Genomic DNA, 15,183 nt, shown 5'->3' with positions numbered 1-15,183 from the left:
CTGCTCCAACCGGCGTCGCAATGCGCCACAATGCAGTTGTCTATCACTGCGAGGAAAGGGGCCACCCAATGCAGGTTACAACAGTCGGCCTTGATCTGGCCAAGAACGTCTTTCAGGTCCACGGGATTGCCGAGAATGGAGAGGTCGTTTTCAATCGCACGATCAGACGCGCGCAACTTCTGGCTTTCTTTGAAGATTTGCCGACCTGTCTTGTTGGTATGGAAGCCTGCGGCTCCAGCTACTATTGGGCGCGCCAGCTTTCTGCCCTTGGCCATGATGTTCGTTTGATCCCGGCCAATTATGTGAAACCCTATGTGAAGCGCGGCAAATCGGACGCGGTTGATGCGGAGGCGATCTGCGAGGCCGTGACACGTCCCACGATGCGGTTTGTCGCGATCAAGTCGGAGGAGCAGCAAGGCGTCCTGTTCCTGCACCGTGCCCGCGATCTGATCGTTCGCCAGCGCACCCAGCTCAGCAATATGCTGCGCAGCCTGCTGACCGAGTTTGGCATCGTGGTCGCACAAGGAGTCGGCAGCGCCGTGAAGTTCGCTAAAGGCGTTCTGGATGGGAACGTACCAAACATCCCCGAGGTTGCCGTTGATGTACTTGCCAACCTCAGCAATCAGCTCGTCGCCCTGCATCTGCGGGTGCGGTGGTACGAAATGCGGATGCAGCTTCAGGCCAAAAGTGATCCCCGCATCCCGCGGCTACGCACAATCCCAGGTGTCGGCCCGGTGACGGCATCGGCCATTGTCGCCACCGTCGGCGATGCCCGGCAATTCAAGAATGGCCGCCAGTTTGCAGCCTGGCTGGGGCTGACACCGCTCAACCGGTCCAGCGGCGGCAAGGAAAAGCTGGGCCGTATCTCGAAGATGGGTGACCGCCACGTCAGGCGCTTGCTGGTCACGGGCATGACCGCACGATTACGGCAAATGAAAACCCATCCGGATCGCGTGGACCCGTGGACATTTGATCTGCTCGCGCGCAAACCGGCCCGTCTTGCCACTGTAGCCATGGCAAACAAAACTGCCCGGATTGTCTGGGCTGTCCTTACCAGGAACGAACACTACCGGCCGCACACCGCCTGAGCTGAGGAGAAGAGGGACCGAGACAGCAAGACCTTCGAGATGATGGAGCACAGTCAGCCCGTCCGCCGAGACACCCCGTCGAATGTCAGGGACACATCGTTGTCCGAAAGACCCTTATGGGACTTGGCCTGCGGAAACCATCAGGGCCAGCGGCCGCGTGTGCCGCGCAAAAAGGCCGGACACACGTCTGCTTCTGACCAGTGCGAAACCAAATCAGAAATGTCTTGCTATGCAGGAGCTATCCACACATGACATTCAGACGATGTAGCGACCGTCTGCGTCTTTGCGGTGGTGCAAGGTAACTTGGAGACGTCTGCAATAAGCTTGAAATGAAGCCCCCGGCAACGGCGCTTGTCACCGAAATCCCGGAAGCGAGCGATCTTTCGGTGCAGAGGACAACATTTTCTGCGGCGAGAGTGCTAACCCGTACAACAAGCTACAACAAGCGGAAGCTAGGCAAGCGATCCCCTTGCGGCTAGACTTCGCCGCGCATGTAGAAGATCATTCCATGCATTGGAAGTTCTTTCCGTATTGGAGAATGGAGATGGATCTCAAGGTTGTTGGTGTCGGCCTCGGCAGGACCGGTACGTACTCGCTCAAAGTGGCTCTCAATCAACTTGGTCTCGGTCCTACCTACCATATGGAAGAGATCATCCTCGACATGCAGCGCAAGCTTCCGCAGTGGCAGGCGGTCGTCGCGGGGAACCAGGATTGGGTGGCAATCTTCGAGGGTCACGCTGCCGCCGTGGACTGGCCAACAGCAAGCTATTACCGGGAGCTTCACGCAGCTTACCCGGAGGCGCAGTTCATCCTCACGCATCGCAGTCCGGAAAGCTGGGTCGACAGCTTTTCAGCAACGATCTACCAACTGCTGTCCAATATCGACGAGGCCCCTGAGCCCATGCGGCCATGGCTCGAAATGGTCATTGCGGTGATCGCGAAGGCCGGCATTCCGCTTGGCCTCGACCGACAGCAGTTGATGGATGCATTCGTGGCGCATAACGCGGCAGTCGAGGCAGCTATCCCACCCGACCGCTTGCTGACCTTTCAAGTCAAGGAGGGGTGGCAGCCGCTATGCGACTTTCTTGATGTACCGGTTCCAGATGGCCCGTTCCCGCGCACCAACGACCGGGGCGAATTCTGGGACAAGGTTGCTGGTGCCGCCTGACTGCGATGGACGCGGCCGCGTTTTCACAGGTTCGCCGGTGCGGCCCGGGCACAGGATTTAGGAGCGGCTCAGTGGAACAACGCAAACTCGCGGCAATCCTCGCAGCCGACGTTGTCGGCTTCAGCCGGTTGTCCAGCACAGACGAAGACCGCACGCTGGCTCGGCTGCGCACTCTACGCAGCGACCTGATAGACCCAACGATCTCCGTCCATAGCGGACGTGTGGTCAAACGCACGGGCGATGGTGCGCTGGTTGAATTCCGCAGCGTGGTCGATGCCGTGCGTTGCGCCATCGAAATCCAGAGCTCAATGCAGGAACGCAATGCCGGAGTTCCGGCCGACCTGCGGATTGAGTTCCGGATGGGCGTTCACCTGGGTGATGTCGTGGTAGAAAGCGACGGCGACCTGATGGGTGACGGCGTGAACATCGCGGCAAGGCTCGAAGGGATAGCCGCGCCCGGTGCGATCTGCCTGTCAGAGGACGCATATCGGCAGGTCCGCTCGCGTCTCGACCTCACCGTCGATGATCTGGGCCAGGTGCAACTCAAGAACATTCCCGAAGCGATCAACGTCTACGCGCTCCAGATCAGCAAGACCGGATCCCCGGATCTGGCCGGGCCAATAGCGAGCACGACCAGCGAACGGTCGTCGATTGCCGTTCTTCCGTTCGCAAACATGACCGGCGACGAAAACGAGGAGCATTTCGTCGACGGCGTGGTCGAGGACACAATCACGGCGCTGGCGCGCTATCCCGACGTGGCCGTGATCGCGCGCAACTCGACCTTCGCGTACAAGGGCAGGTCTGTTGATGTGCGAGAAGTGGCCCGCGAGCTCGGCGTCAGCTACGTGCTGGAGGGAAGCGCGCGCAGGGTCGGGGACCGCATCCGGATCACCGGCCAGCTGGTCGATGCGGCCACCGGAACCCATCTCTGGGCCGACCGCTTCGACGGCAGTCTCGAAGATGCCTTCGAAGCGCAGGACCAGTTTGTCGCGCGGATTGTTGGAGCGGTGGAGCCCACATTGAGAGGCGCGGAAATCGAGCGTGCGCGCCAGAAGCCGGAGGGCGCGCTCACATTTCATGGAATAGACTCGATGTGATCTGACACCGCCCCCTTCTCAGGAAGCTGAAATGGGGACGGCGCATCTCTTGATGGAGATGATGGTTGCCCGTTTTGATGGTGGTGCAAACCCGACCACGAAACGAGGAAACCACGATGTTGAACTCTACAGACAAGATCATCAAACACAAAACCGGCCTGCTGAATCTGGCCGAAGAACTGGGCAACGTGTCGAAGGCCTGCCAGGTCATGGGCATGTCGCGCGACACCTTCTACCGCTACAAGTCAGCGGTCGAGGAAGGTGGTGTGGAGGCGCTGTTTGAACGCAGCCGGCGCAAGCCGAACCTTGCCAACCGTGTCGATCAGGCAACTGAGCAGGCGGTCCTCAAATCCGCCCTGGAATTCCCGGCCTATGGCCAGGCCCGCACCTCCAACGAATTGCGCAAGCTGGGCGTCTTTGTCTCGCCCTCCGGGGTCCGCTCGATCTGGCTGCGGCACAATCTGGCCAATTTCAAAGCCCGGCTGAAGGCATTGGAGGCCAAGGCCGCCGAGGAAGGCATGATCCTGACCGAGGCACAAGTGCAGGCGCTGGAGAAAAAGAAACTCGACGACGAAGCCTGCGGTGAGATCGAGACAGCCCACCCTGGCTATCTCGGCAGCCAGGACACCTTCTATGTCGGAACGCTGAAGGGCGTCGGGCGGGTCTATCAGCAGACCTATGTGGACACCTATTGCAAGGTGGCACATGCCAAGCTCTACACTACTAAGACGCCTATCACGGCGGCAGATCTGCTCAACGACCGGGTGCTGCCGTTCCATGACGAGCATGACCTGCCGGTGCTGCGGATCATGACGGATCGCGGCACGGAATATTGCGGGCGCGTCGACAAGCACGACTTCCAGCTCTTCCTGGCCATCAACGACATCGACCACACCAAAACCAAGGTGAAATCGCCGCAGACAAACGGGATCTGCGAGCGTTTCCACAAAACGGTTTTGCAGGAGTTCTATCAGGTCGCCTTCCGCAAGAAGCTCTATGACAGCATCGGCGCGCTGCAAGCGGATCTGGACGACTGGCTGCACCACTACAACCACGAGCGCACTCACCAAGGCAAAATGTGTTGCGGCAGGACGCCGATCCAGACCATGGTTGAGAGCAAGGAAATCTGGAAGGAAAAGTTCGTGAACTGAACTTCACCTGACAGACGTCGCCGGAAATCCGGGCAACTGTCCGATCACATCTGAACCACTACACATTTCACGATCTCTACCTTCTGGCTGTTCCGCATGCCATCGTCCTGCGCGCCGACGAGAACATGCGTGCCATTGACCTTCTCGACCGCTCCCTTGCCCTTCGGTCCGATTATGCCCCGGCGCTTGCCTTCGCAGCCTGGTGCAGGGTCCAACGCGTCCGTCGGCCGTCCTGGTCGCCGGCAGGTCCGGATGATTTCGGGGACGCCGTCTCGCTCGCCCGCCGTGCGATCGCGGCCGGGTCGGGCGATGCAACGTCGATGGCGGTGGCGGGCTTCTCGCTGGTGACGCTCAAGGTCGACCAGGTCGCGGGTCTGGATGCCGTACACCATGCCGTCTCTCTGAACCCCGAATCCAGTTTCGTTTCCGCCATGGCCGGCTCGGCGATGATCTGGTGCGGACACTACGAGGCCGCGCTCGACCACCTGAACAGATGCGTCGCCTATGGCACTAAGGATCCGGGCTATTACCTAGCGCTCAACATGGTCGCGGCAGCCGAACTTCTGCGCGGACAGCCCGAGGCGGCCTTGGAGGCCGGTCAGCGAGCGGTCACCCTGAACCCCGGCTCTGAATCGGCCTATTGGGTTCTGGCCGCAGCACAGGTCCGGGTAGGTCGTCTTGCCGAGGCGCGAACCAACTTGGAGAGGTTCCTGGAGCGCGCGCCCGGATCAACGATTGCAAGTCTCCGCGCGGCTCTGCCGTTCCACGACCCCGAAACTATGGAGGCTGTATTGCAAAGCCTTTCCGAAGCGGGCCTGCCGGATTAATCGCCCAGAGAGCTTGGCTGGGGTCGAAGTCGACCATTTTTTTTGGAGAGCAAGACAGCCAAGTCAGGGTGAAGTCTTACATCTGCTTTTTTCACCCTGGCCGCTATCCTTTCGTAACCTCGTAAATCCGACGAAGGTCCGGTCCAGAGATCCTGAACCCAGCACTTCCAACGCCCTTCAGATCATTCTTGCCATTGGTGGCCGAAGCAGCATCGATTAGATCAGGCTCACTGCCGCCATGCGGTGGCACAGCATCGAGAAACTAGCACCAGCCAGCCCAAACTTGCCGTTCAGTTATGGCGCGTCGCTTTGAATGCTGCATGTGCGAGGTTTTCCAACCATTCCAACGAAAGCCGACCTTCAACGGGGCAGGAGCTCTTTTTCTGAAGGATCGGGAGAAAAGTATTGAGCTGAGTGCCGCTGCCATTGCACCGCTTACGGTCATTCCTTACCGGTGATGTGTCCTTTCACCACATGGTTAAGGCCCAGATCCTTTATTTCCACCACGGCCTTTACTTCGAAAATTTTTCCCGCAGTATCCGCCTCGCGCATCGCTTCTTCGATCGCTTGTTGAGAAGTGACACCAACCTGCTTTAGGAACTTGCGCATGGACATATCGAAGCTGTCTGACATATTCGATCCCTTTCTAGTTTTCATTTTATCCGACATTCACATCCACATAGAGCTAACCCGCTTAGTGGCTATGAAGCCTGCGCCCGACCGCATCCAGCAGTGTCCCAACGGATGGAATAATTTCCGCAGGTAGCTCGGGCTGAGCGGAGCCTTCGCATAGCGAAGCGAGGGCCGCGCGGGTCACTGTAGGCAGCCCAAACACGACATTCGGATCAAGCGCTGTGCCAGCTCCGCAGCGAGTGGAAAGTATTTGGACCATCTTCCTGAATGCGGTCCTCCAGCAGGCGGTGGCTCCCCTGGCTGATACCGCGTTATGCACTAATGGCAGTGATGCGCAGCGAGGACTCGAGGCCGCAAATTCAAGCTCGATGCTCCGTCAAGCGATTGAGTTCCTGCCGATAAAAGTCAGCATCGGATTGGCCGGTGTCAGGACCCCGCCCCAAAGAGCGTGCGAGCTCGAAAAATCCTTCGCCAGGTTGGGACAGAGAGCCGCGGCTGACGACGAGGGCGGCAATGAAGGGCCGGCCGGCCTCGGCGTCTTCCCGCATCGTGGCCTCGAGCGCCGCAGTGACCTTGCGTATCGATCCAGGGGCGAACATCCACAAGCCCCGCGCCAACTGCCCGTAGGTGATCGGCACGTCCTCGGCCGGCAGGGTCTCGAGGTAACGGCGCACCCTGTCCCGAAGCCTGCGATTGACATCCGCGGCCTGTGAAAGCGCGCCAGGCGGGGGAACCTCGAATGCCGAACCATCGGGCTGGAACTCCGCCGCCCATGCGCGGGATGCGCTGCGGACCGTGACCCGCATCTTTCCACCGTCGGCGCCGAGTCCGTGTTCGGTCCGACTGACAATTTCGCCGCTTCGAAGACCAGCACGCAGCTGCTCCGGATCGAGTCTTAGCTTGGGAGCAAGGTAGTCGGGATCGACCATCAGCTGACCAGCCTCCAAGTAAAGGGCGCTTGCCGGAACCGGGCGGACCAGCGCCGGGCTAGGTCCCGGAGAATCGGCGTAGTACGGGTTGGCACCTCCGGCATGGTCGGTCACGTCAACGATATCGCGGATTTCCGGAAACGCCGACCGGAGCAACGTCTCGATACCCCTGCGCAGCGTGGCGGATGAGGCCGCGCAGCCCTGGCATCCGCCTGACATGCGCAGATAAACAGAGCCATTTTCCACGCGCTCGGCGCTGACATGACCGCCGTGGCTGGCGATAGCGGGGTTGGCTTGGCGGTCGAGAAGTTCTGTCACCGCAGCCAGTAGTGCGGTGTCGTCCCGCCCGGCAGAGGGCGCAGCAGGGGCAGCGCCCAGAGGTTCGTCGGTGCTTTCCAGAACCTGGCGGACCGCCGCCGCGATAGGGGCCTTGAGGGCCTGCCAATCGGATTTTGCCCGCCGGGTAACTGTGATGGCTTCGCCCGACACATGAATCCTTTCCACTCCATTGATGCCAAACAGTGCCCGCGCCAGTGGAGCCTTGTTATCGCCCGGCGCCTCGAACATCACGGGCCGGTCCGCCTGCATTGGCGCGTCGAGGATGAAGCGCATGATCAGCGGGTCGTACGCTGATGCCTGCGCGCGGATGCGGCGTTTCTTGGTGGTGTCAGACATCTTCCGCCTCCGTGCTTTCCAGCCCGCGCAACACCTCGAACGTATAGATGCCGGAGTTGTGACCGTCGCTAAACTCTACACCGATGGCGTAGTTGCCCACGTTCCAAATCCGGGTGGCCGCAACGTGCAGCGGTACTGCGGCGGGTTCAAGTAGCGGTTTTCCGGTCGCCTCGTCGCGGCAAGCGGCACAGCGGCAGGACAGGCGCAGGTCGCGCGGCGAGGTGGTCAGCGTGGTGCCGTCCGGCCAACCGATAGCGAGGCCGGCGTCGTCGTAGTCAAGCGATACCGGCCGGTCGGGCGGGTTTTGCGAGGTGGGGTTGGCGGCGGAAGGCTTTCCCTCGCCCCTGGCAATATGCCAGTCGAACGGCACGGGCAGGCCGCCCGGCTGGACCGCGCCGCCGGACAAAGCGGCGGCGATCCCGGCATAGGCCTGTGCGGCGAGGCTGTCCGGAGCGGATACGACCAGAGGCGTGCCGCCGTCACCGCTATCCACGATCGCCGGGTCAAGCGGAATGCTCCCCAGGAACGGCACATCTAAGGACGCGGCGATTTTCTGGCCGCCACCCTGACGGAAGATATGCGTCACCTCCCCGCAGGAAGGACAGGTGAAGCCGCTCATGTTCTCCACGATCCCGAGGATCGGGACATTGACCTGCTCCATCATGCGAAGCCCGCGGCGCGCGATCCTAAGGCTGACATCCTGAGGCGTGCTGACGACNACAGCACCGGTGAGNGGAAAGGCTTGCGCCAGAGTCAACTGTGTGTCGCCGGTTCCAGGCGGCAGGTCGAGAAACAGCATGTCCAGCTGCCCCCAGGCNACCTCAGTGACGAACATCTGCAGGTACTTCGTCACCATGGGGCCGCGGAGGATNGCCGGTTTGTCGTCTCCGGACAGCATCCCCATCGAAATNACCTTCACGCCGTGCGCCTCTGCCGGGATCACCTTGCGATCCGGCGACATGACAGGGGGCGTATCGCCGGGGATGCCGAGCATCCCGGGTATGGAGGGGCCATAAAGGTCGGCGTCCACCAACCCGATCCGAAGGCCCTGCCGGGCCAGCGTTACGGCAAGATTGGCGGCTACGGTGGATTTGCCCACCCCGCCTTTGCCGCTGCTTACAGCGATCAGCCTTCCGAGGTGTGACAATGGGCTGTCTGGTTGCGGGCGGGACTTTACATCTTGTTGGGTCACAGCGGTCACCTCCGTTCTCTGTGCGAACCCTCTGCTGGTGCCGCCCTGCCCGCGTGTTCGAAATGGACACAAAGCTTTCCGACCTCGTCGGGCGCCAGGGCGACAGCGACACAGCCGCAATATCCGGCATCGTCGCGACCCGCGGTAAAATGAGCGCAGTCGTTGCAGGTGCCGAATACCGGGGCGCCGCGCAGATCGGCAAGGTCGGCAGTCAGCGTCGCCAGCGCGTGGGCCAACCCCGCGCGAGAAGAAGCCTCCAGCCGCTCGATCGCCGTGATGAGGTGATGCAACGGGTCGCGCTCCAGCAGGACCCACCCCCGGTCCGTGACCTCAAACCGGACACTTCGGCCGTCCTTTTCGGATCGGTGCCGCGTCAGTAATCCCTTGGCCACCAGCGACTTGAGGCATTGCGAAGCCGTACCGCGTGTCGTTGCCTGAAAACTCGCGAAGGCCGATGGTGTCCGCGAGACACGATTGGCGCGCGCAAAGAATCGCAGCGCGGTCCATTGTGCCGCCGTCAGTTCCGAGTCGGCATCTTCAGCCCGTGCGGAACGCCCTATGTGCACAAGAAGATCCGAAATCTCTTCGGCATATCTTGGTAAGTTGGCCACATGAATTAGTAGCCTATCGAAACTAAAATGGCAAGAACCCGGTGCTGAAGATGGGGGCAGCCAGCCCAAACGCGACCTTCGTACCTAACGCAGCGCGTACCTCGCTGCAGGCCCTAAACTTCGAGGCTACCTTCCCGAAAGCAGACATCCACTAGGCGGTGGCGGCCCTTGCGCCTCCAGTGCTCCACTCCAGTGGTATCGGAACAAGGAAGCGGCCGTTGTGCAACAGGAAAAAGGTGGATCACCTCTGACGGATTGCCCCTGCTTCGGCCAAAGACGTTCCCTGCGCTTAGTGTTTCCTTGATTAGCTTCCTGTATCTTCGCATGATCCAGTCATGATGATCGAGATAGACAAATGGTTGAACGATCTCGGACTGGGTCAATATGCTGATGCTTTCGCTGAAAATGATGTCGATGCACGTGTTTTGCCGTTATTGACCGATGACGACCTCAAGGAGCTTGGGGTCAGCCTTGGTCATCGCAGAATTATTCTAGCAGCCGCGCAGAAGCGGGCCGGAGAACAGCCATTCTCTCGTTCAACTCGGGAGACGGTTCAGCCGTCAGATGAAGGCGATAAAAGGCTTGCCGCCCAGGTTCCGCAAAGTGAGGTTCCAGCGACAGCAAGAATTGTCCCTGCGGCAGTTGCTGAGCGGCGCCACTTGACAGTTTTGTTCGCCGATCTGGTTGGCTCGACAGAACTGACCAATCGACTTGACCCTGAAGAAATGCGTGGGCTTTTGCAAAATTACCAGGATGCAGTTGCAGGGGTCGTGAGCAGTTATGGTGGATACGTTGCGAAATACCTTGGCGATGGCCTCCTAATATTTTTCGGCTGGCCGACAGCATATGAAGATCACGCAATCCGAGCTGTAAAGGCCGGCCTTGAATCTATCCGGCGTGTCAAGGAACTCAAAACCCCTGACGGTGAGCGATTATCGGCCAGGTTGGGCATTGCGAGCGGCGACGTTGTGGTCGGTGATACGATTGGCAAAAACACCTACGAAGAGGGGGCCATGACCGGCCCGATCGTCAATCTTGCGGCACGGATTCAAGAGCACGCGAAGCCTGACATGGTTGTCTTGACAGCCGAAGAAACCGAAGCCGCTTTGCATCGGATTTTTGAGTTTGCACCTCTCGGGAAAGTCACCCTGAAAGGGTTCGAAGACCCGCGAACCTTGCTTCAGGCGGTATCCGAACGCAGAGCAGAAAGCCGGTTTCGAGCGTTTCATGGAGACGGCAGCGGCAGTGCCATGATTGGCCGGGATTTCGAAAAGGGGATCCTGCTGCACGCGTGGCAAAGAGCTCAGCAAGGCCATGGAGGGGTTGTTCTGCTGGCTGGTGAGGCAGGGATCGGAAAGTCACGGCTGACCGAAGAGTTTCTCGCGGAAACAACCAAATCAGACCAAGCCGACGTCATAAGACTGAATTGCTCTCCTTATCTTTCCAGTAGCCCATTCCATTCGGTTACACATAGGATTTCTCAGGATGCTGGCGTTGGGCCCGGCTTTGATGACAATCAAATTCTGGAACACGTAAAGAAGATGCTCCAGGGCCGCAAAGGGCTGGACTGGGAACAGGTTCTGCCAGTTTTTGCCGCGCTGGTTGCGCCACGCAGCCCCCTCGCCCAGAAGGTGCTCGACCTGTCGCCACGGGAACAACGTGACATTACGATTCAAACGTTGATCCACACTGTACAAGTGCGATCGCGTGTGCGCCCAGTAATCCTGTGTGTCGAAGATGCGCACTGGATCGATCCTTCGACGCAAGCCCTTCTGGAGCGCTTCAAAACAATCTGCGCCGATCTGCCCTTGATGGTCTTGATCACCCACAGACCTGGCTGGGAGCTGGCGTACGATGAAAGTGACGCGCATGTACAAACTCTGCAGCTACGCCGCTTTGACACCACTCATGTCTCGGAGTTGGTGCGTAGTATTACCGGGAAGCCACCCGACGACAGGTTGATCGCCACAATTGTTGAGAAGACTGATGGCATTCCACTGTTTGTGGAGGAACTGACGCGGGCTATCGTCGAGGCGGGCGAGCAAGGTCAAATCCTTATACCGTCTTCACTGAAGGGGGCGTTGATGGCGCGTCTCGATGCAGTTTCGGCAGATGCCAAACAGGTCGCGTTGACGGGCTCTGTCATTGGCCGTGAGTTCGAGCCAAATCTACTTTGTACAGCAATGAGAATTGAGGCTTCAGTCCTTCAGGCTCACTTGGAGGAGTTGTCTCAAACAGGTTTGATCTTCGAAAGCGGGCATAATCGCGGACACTTTGTCTTCCGTCACTCTCTAATTCGCGATACGGCCTACCAGTCAATGCTGAGCGCGACCCGCAGACAACAGCATGCGGCCGTGGCCCAGGCGATGATGCAATTGCGATCCGCAGAGATTGAACGCCGACCCGAACTGGTCGCCCGCCATCTATCTGAGGCTGAAGAGTGGCGCGCGGCTTTTGAGCAGTGGGAAACTGCGACTGAAATGGCGTTGGCTCGATCAGCGAGCCAAGAGGCAATGGCCAACGCCAGAGAGATGCTTAAAGCCTCAGAAAAACTTGCCCCCGAAGCGAGCCTTGAGCAGATTAAAAGCAAAATCTTGGTTGGCCGAAGCCACGACAGTTTGGGCCAGTTGCCCGAAGCGATCACGGTCCTGAAAGACGCCTTCGACGCAGCGAGGGCTGCTTGCAATGTCGAACTCGCTGCTGATGCAGCCCATCACTTTGCCGATTCCTGCATGATGTCGAGTGAGCGGCACGGCGAGGCCATCGAACTTTGTTATGAAGCAATGAACGATCTGCCGGTCAACGACCACGCTCGCCGGTGCCGATTGATGAGCCAACTTGCGCGCGCGCATATGTTCATCGGGCAGTTTTCTGAAGGGGCGCAATACGGCCAGGAGGCAATGGAACTGGCGGCCAAACTAGGGGACTATAAATCTCAGTTTGGCGTCATGATGATGCATTTCGGAGCTCCATTCGTTGCAAGAAAAGAAAGCGAGGCGCAAAACTGGCGTGAAAATCTGGACGCTATGCATCAGGTCGCAGAGAAGCTTGGCAGCATAGATCAGGGGCGAGACCGGACGCTAAGCTTGTTTGTCGGGGCCGAAATGGCTGACCGCGAATTGATGGATCACTCCCTCAATCTGCTGACCGAGATCTCGAATAAAGACAATCACTTGCAACTGTATTGGGTCCAGAAGCACGCGCGCGCGATGGTCGCGATTATGGATGGAGAATTCGAACTAGCTGAACAGCAGGCCACCGAAGCGGTGAAAGTCGGCCGGAGGACCCATGGGCGGCATGTGGAGGGTGTCTATGGCGTTCAGATGTTCACGATCCGGCGCGAGCAAAACCGCCTGCATGAGGTCGCCCCCGTGATCAAGAAGTTGATGACCGACAGCCCCGAAGACGTGGCTTGGAAACCGGGGTTCGGCCTTATTGCTGCAGAGTTGGGATACAAGGAAGCGGCCGAGCGTATCCTGAATGAAGTCGCGGAAAATGGTTTCGATCTCCCGCCGGATGCAATGTACACAACGACATTGTCCTACCTTGCCGAAATCTGCGTCGCGGTTGAAAATCTGGAGCACGCACAGACACTCTATGACTTGCTCGTGCCATACGAGGATCTGACGATTACCGCCGGAGCAACCACGGTTTGCGCAGGTGCGGCTGCACGGCGCCTTGGCAGCCTGGCAGCATTGCTGAGGGACTGGGACAAGGCCGAGAAGATGTTCCAAAAGTCCATTGATATCGATACGCGTATGAAATCTCCGCCGTGGCTTGCGTACAGCAAGGCCGCCTATGCATCCGCACTAAGACGTAAGGGCGGCAAAGGCAGTGCGGAGCTGGCGTTTCAACTGGAAGCGGAAGCGTTGGCAACAGCACAGGAGTTGAGTATGATTTCGCTTAGGTCAAAGCTCGTAGGAGCAGCCAGCTAAGGTTTAAAAAGTGCTTGGGGGATCTTATGCCAAGGTACATCATCGAAAGAAATTTTGCCGAGCAGCTGAACGTAAGCGACGATGACAAAATCCACATCAAAGAGATAAACGACGAAATCGGCATCGAGTGGATTTTTTCATTTCTCAGTGCAGATAAGCGCAAGACATACTGCCTGTACGAAGCCCCCGACGAAGAAAGCCTGCGAAAGGCGGCGGAGCGCCTGAACATTCCCGCCGATGTCATAACCCCCGTGGACCGGATCGATCCGGGAATATTTGCCTGACGGCTATTTGGCCTTCAATGAAGAACAGTAGTGATCTTCATTGAAGGGGCGTAATTCGTCATCTGCCAAAGTTGCGCTATTCTTCTTGTCGATCAGAGACTTTGAGCCGACCAGTGATCTGCCTGCCTGTTGCTCGTTTTCTCAGCCTATGACGGCGCTGGTCGCCTCTGAATTAGCCTGCGAGCCCAAGCCGCAGGTCATTTAGGGAGGGAACTATGACTGTGAAGACACCAAGCGAACTCAGTGACCTCATCCACGGAGAAGTCATCGTCGAGAGTGACGCCGACTATGAAGATGCGCGCCAAGTGCATAACGGCATGATCGACAAGCGGCCCGCTGTTATCGTCCGGGCGGCGAATGCAGGTGACGTCATGGCGACTGTTAATTATGCCCGCGACAACGGTCACGACCTATCGGTTCGCGGGGGCGGTCATAGCGGACCTGGTTTCGGCACCAATGATGGCGGAGTGGTCCTGGATCTGTCGCGGATGCGCGGGGTCCGCGTCGATCCTAACGCTAAGACGGCCCGGGCAGAAGGCGGCACGACCTGGGGTGATTTCAATTCGGCCACACATGCTTTTGGCCTAGCGACTACTGGCGGCGTGATCTCAACCACCGGGATAGCCGGGCTGACGCTTGGCGGCGGTATCGGCTACCTATCGCGCGGACATGGCCTGTCGCTAGATAACCTGATTTCGGCGGATATCGTGACTGCAGACGGCAAAATGCTCATTGCGAATGAAAACGAAAATGCCGATATCTTCTGGGCGATCCGAGGCGGCGGCGGTAATTTCGGTGTTGTCACATCATTTGAATATAAGCTTCAGCCAGTAGATACTGTTTACTGGGGGCCGATGTTCTTCGAGATTGAAGAGACCGAAACGATCTTCAAATTCTACCGCGACTACATCAAGGATGCCCCGCGCGAGATGGGCGCTTTCCCAGCCTTCCAGATCGCGCCGCCCTTGCCCTTCATTCCCGAAGACCGGCACGGTGACATGTTCTGCGCAATCGTTGGCTGCTGGTCCGGCGACCCCGCCCAGGGCGAGCGGCAGTTCAAGGCTTTCCACGATGTCGCCGAGGTGAAGGCCGAGATGGTCGGACCGGTTCCTTACCCTGCCATTAATGCGGCTTTCGACGGGCTGTTCCCAACGGGAATCCGCCAATACTGGAAGGGGAACTTCGTGAAGGAACTGACCGACGAGGCAATTGCCGCCCACGTTCAGCACGGTCCGACAGCGCCCACCGTAAGTTCAACCATGCATCTTTACCCGATCAACGGAGCCTGCCACGAGGTCGGAGCCGACGCGACGGCTTTCGGGCACCGGGATGCGAACTTCTCGATGGTTATTCTGGCAGCGTCGGAGGATCCGGCGAACGACACCGAACACAAGAAGTGGGTGCGCGATTACTCCGACGCGGTGGCGCCATATTCCGAACCAGGTGGATACATCAACTTCATGGATGATGATGACGGCGCCCGTGTGCGGGACAATTTCGGTGGCAACTATGACCGCCTGCTGGAGATCAAGCGCTGTTACGACCCGGACAACCTGTTCAGGAACAATCAAAATATTGCGCCATAACAGTACG

At 58.8% G+C, this 15,183-nt stretch carries 12 protein-coding genes; 8 read left to right on the top strand and 4 right to left on the bottom strand.

Features of this window, described 5'->3' with window-relative positions; genetic code table 11:
- The first annotated feature begins 68 nt into the window (after nucleotides 1–68).
- The 5 genes from AQUI_RS0100790 (at nucleotide 69) to AQUI_RS0100770 (ending at nucleotide 5,331) form a co-directional block, all read left to right on the top strand.
- Nucleotides 69–1,088: an IS110 family RNA-guided transposase gene (locus tag AQUI_RS0100790; protein WP_027255846.1), complete on the top strand. Its 1,020-nt coding sequence runs from the start codon at nucleotides 69–71 to the stop codon at nucleotides 1,086–1,088.
- Between the two features lie 544 nt (nucleotides 1,089–1,632).
- On the top strand, nucleotides 1,633–2,256 hold the full coding sequence (locus AQUI_RS0100785) for a sulfotransferase family protein (RefSeq protein ID WP_027255845.1): 624 nt from the start codon (nucleotides 1,633–1,635) through the stop codon (nucleotides 2,254–2,256).
- 71 nt (nucleotides 2,257–2,327) lie between these two features.
- A complete protein-coding gene (locus tag AQUI_RS26615; protein WP_051371716.1) occupies nucleotides 2,328–3,353 on the top strand; it encodes an adenylate/guanylate cyclase domain-containing protein in 1,026 nt (341 codons plus the stop codon).
- A gap of 116 nt (nucleotides 3,354–3,469) precedes the next feature.
- The gene (locus AQUI_RS0100775) at nucleotides 3,470–4,504 is read left to right on the top strand and encodes an IS481 family transposase (RefSeq protein ID WP_027255844.1); all 1,035 of its coding nucleotides are present in this window, start codon (nucleotides 3,470–3,472) and stop codon (nucleotides 4,502–4,504) included.
- Nucleotides 4,505–4,629: 125 nt separating this feature from the next.
- Nucleotides 4,630–5,331 (top strand): tetratricopeptide repeat protein, encoded by a 702-nt coding sequence (locus AQUI_RS0100770; protein WP_027255843.1) that lies wholly within the window; start codon nucleotides 4,630–4,632, stop codon nucleotides 5,329–5,331.
- A 441-nt stretch (nucleotides 5,332–5,772) separates the two neighbouring features.
- On the opposite strand, the gene AQUI_RS0100765 is transcribed toward AQUI_RS0100770, so the two are convergent.
- From AQUI_RS0100765 to AQUI_RS29595, 4 genes are all read right to left on the bottom strand, one after another.
- A complete protein-coding gene (locus tag AQUI_RS0100765) occupies nucleotides 5,773–5,964 on the bottom strand; it encodes a DUF6494 family protein (protein WP_027255842.1) in 192 nt (63 codons plus the stop codon).
- A gap of 359 nt (nucleotides 5,965–6,323) precedes the next feature.
- Nucleotides 6,324–7,568 carry an iron-sulfur cluster biogenesis protein NfuA gene (locus AQUI_RS0100760; protein ID WP_027255841.1) on the bottom strand — a complete coding sequence of 415 codons (1,245 nt, stop codon included), beginning with the start codon at nucleotides 7,566–7,568 and terminating at the stop codon, nucleotides 6,324–6,326.
- Nucleotides 7,561–8,760 carry a P-loop NTPase gene (locus tag AQUI_RS32175; protein ID WP_281171978.1) on the bottom strand — a complete coding sequence of 400 codons (1,200 nt, stop codon included), beginning with the start codon at nucleotides 8,758–8,760 and terminating at the stop codon, nucleotides 7,561–7,563. The genes AQUI_RS0100760 and AQUI_RS32175 overlap by 8 nt, the downstream gene beginning before the upstream one ends.
- A gap of 5 nt (nucleotides 8,761–8,765) precedes the next feature.
- Nucleotides 8,766–9,371, bottom strand: a complete 606-nt coding sequence (locus AQUI_RS29595) for a MarR family winged helix-turn-helix transcriptional regulator (protein WP_084294167.1) — start codon at nucleotides 9,369–9,371, stop codon at nucleotides 8,766–8,768.
- A gap of 335 nt (nucleotides 9,372–9,706) precedes the next feature.
- Here AQUI_RS29595 and AQUI_RS0100745 point away from each other — a divergent pair, with 335 nt between their 5' ends.
- From AQUI_RS0100745 to AQUI_RS0100735, 3 genes are all read left to right on the top strand, one after another.
- Entirely contained in the window at nucleotides 9,707–13,306 is a 3,600-nt protein-coding gene (locus AQUI_RS0100745) for an adenylate/guanylate cyclase domain-containing protein (RefSeq protein WP_027255838.1), read from the top strand.
- A 26-nt stretch (nucleotides 13,307–13,332) separates the two neighbouring features.
- On the top strand, nucleotides 13,333–13,590 hold the full coding sequence (locus AQUI_RS0100740; RefSeq protein WP_027255837.1) for a DUF4242 domain-containing protein: 258 nt from the start codon (nucleotides 13,333–13,335) through the stop codon (nucleotides 13,588–13,590).
- A gap of 215 nt (nucleotides 13,591–13,805) precedes the next feature.
- A complete protein-coding gene (locus AQUI_RS0100735; RefSeq protein ID WP_027255836.1) occupies nucleotides 13,806–15,176 on the top strand; it encodes an FAD-binding oxidoreductase in 1,371 nt (456 codons plus the stop codon).
- Nucleotides 15,177–15,183: the final 7 nt, after the last annotated feature.

Origin of the sequence: Leisingera aquimarina DSM 24565 (assembly GCF_000473165.1) — a bacterium.
Lineage (GTDB): Bacteria > Pseudomonadota > Alphaproteobacteria > Rhodobacterales > Rhodobacteraceae > Leisingera > Leisingera aquimarina.
The sequence above is the reverse complement of the archived record's forward strand: the minus strand, read 5'-3'. Positions and strand labels throughout refer to the sequence as shown.

Excerpts from the sequence above, each read along its gene's own strand:
- AQUI_RS0100790 (WP_027255846.1), top strand. The coding sequence starts at position 69 with ATGCAGGTTACAACAGTCGGCCTTGATCTGGCCAAGAACGTCTTTCAG.
- AQUI_RS0100785 (WP_027255845.1), top strand. The coding sequence starts at position 1,633 with ATGGATCTCAAGGTTGTTGGTGTCGGCCTCGGCAGGACCGGTACGTAC.
- AQUI_RS0100775 (WP_027255844.1), top strand. The coding sequence starts at position 3,470 with ATGTTGAACTCTACAGACAAGATCATCAAACACAAAACCGGCCTGCTG.
- AQUI_RS0100770 (WP_027255843.1), top strand. The coding sequence starts at position 4,630 with ATGCGTGCCATTGACCTTCTCGACCGCTCCCTTGCCCTTCGGTCCGAT.
- AQUI_RS0100765 (WP_027255842.1), bottom strand. The coding sequence starts at position 5,964 with ATGTCAGACAGCTTCGATATGTCCATGCGCAAGTTCCTAAAGCAGGTT.
- AQUI_RS0100760 (WP_027255841.1), bottom strand. The coding sequence starts at position 7,568 with ATGTCTGACACCACCAAGAAACGCCGCATCCGCGCGCAGGCATCAGCG.
- AQUI_RS0100745 (WP_027255838.1), top strand. The coding sequence starts at position 9,707 with ATGATGATCGAGATAGACAAATGGTTGAACGATCTCGGACTGGGTCAA.
- AQUI_RS0100740 (WP_027255837.1), top strand. The coding sequence starts at position 13,333 with ATGCCAAGGTACATCATCGAAAGAAATTTTGCCGAGCAGCTGAACGTA.
- AQUI_RS0100735 (WP_027255836.1), top strand. The coding sequence starts at position 13,806 with ATGACTGTGAAGACACCAAGCGAACTCAGTGACCTCATCCACGGAGAA.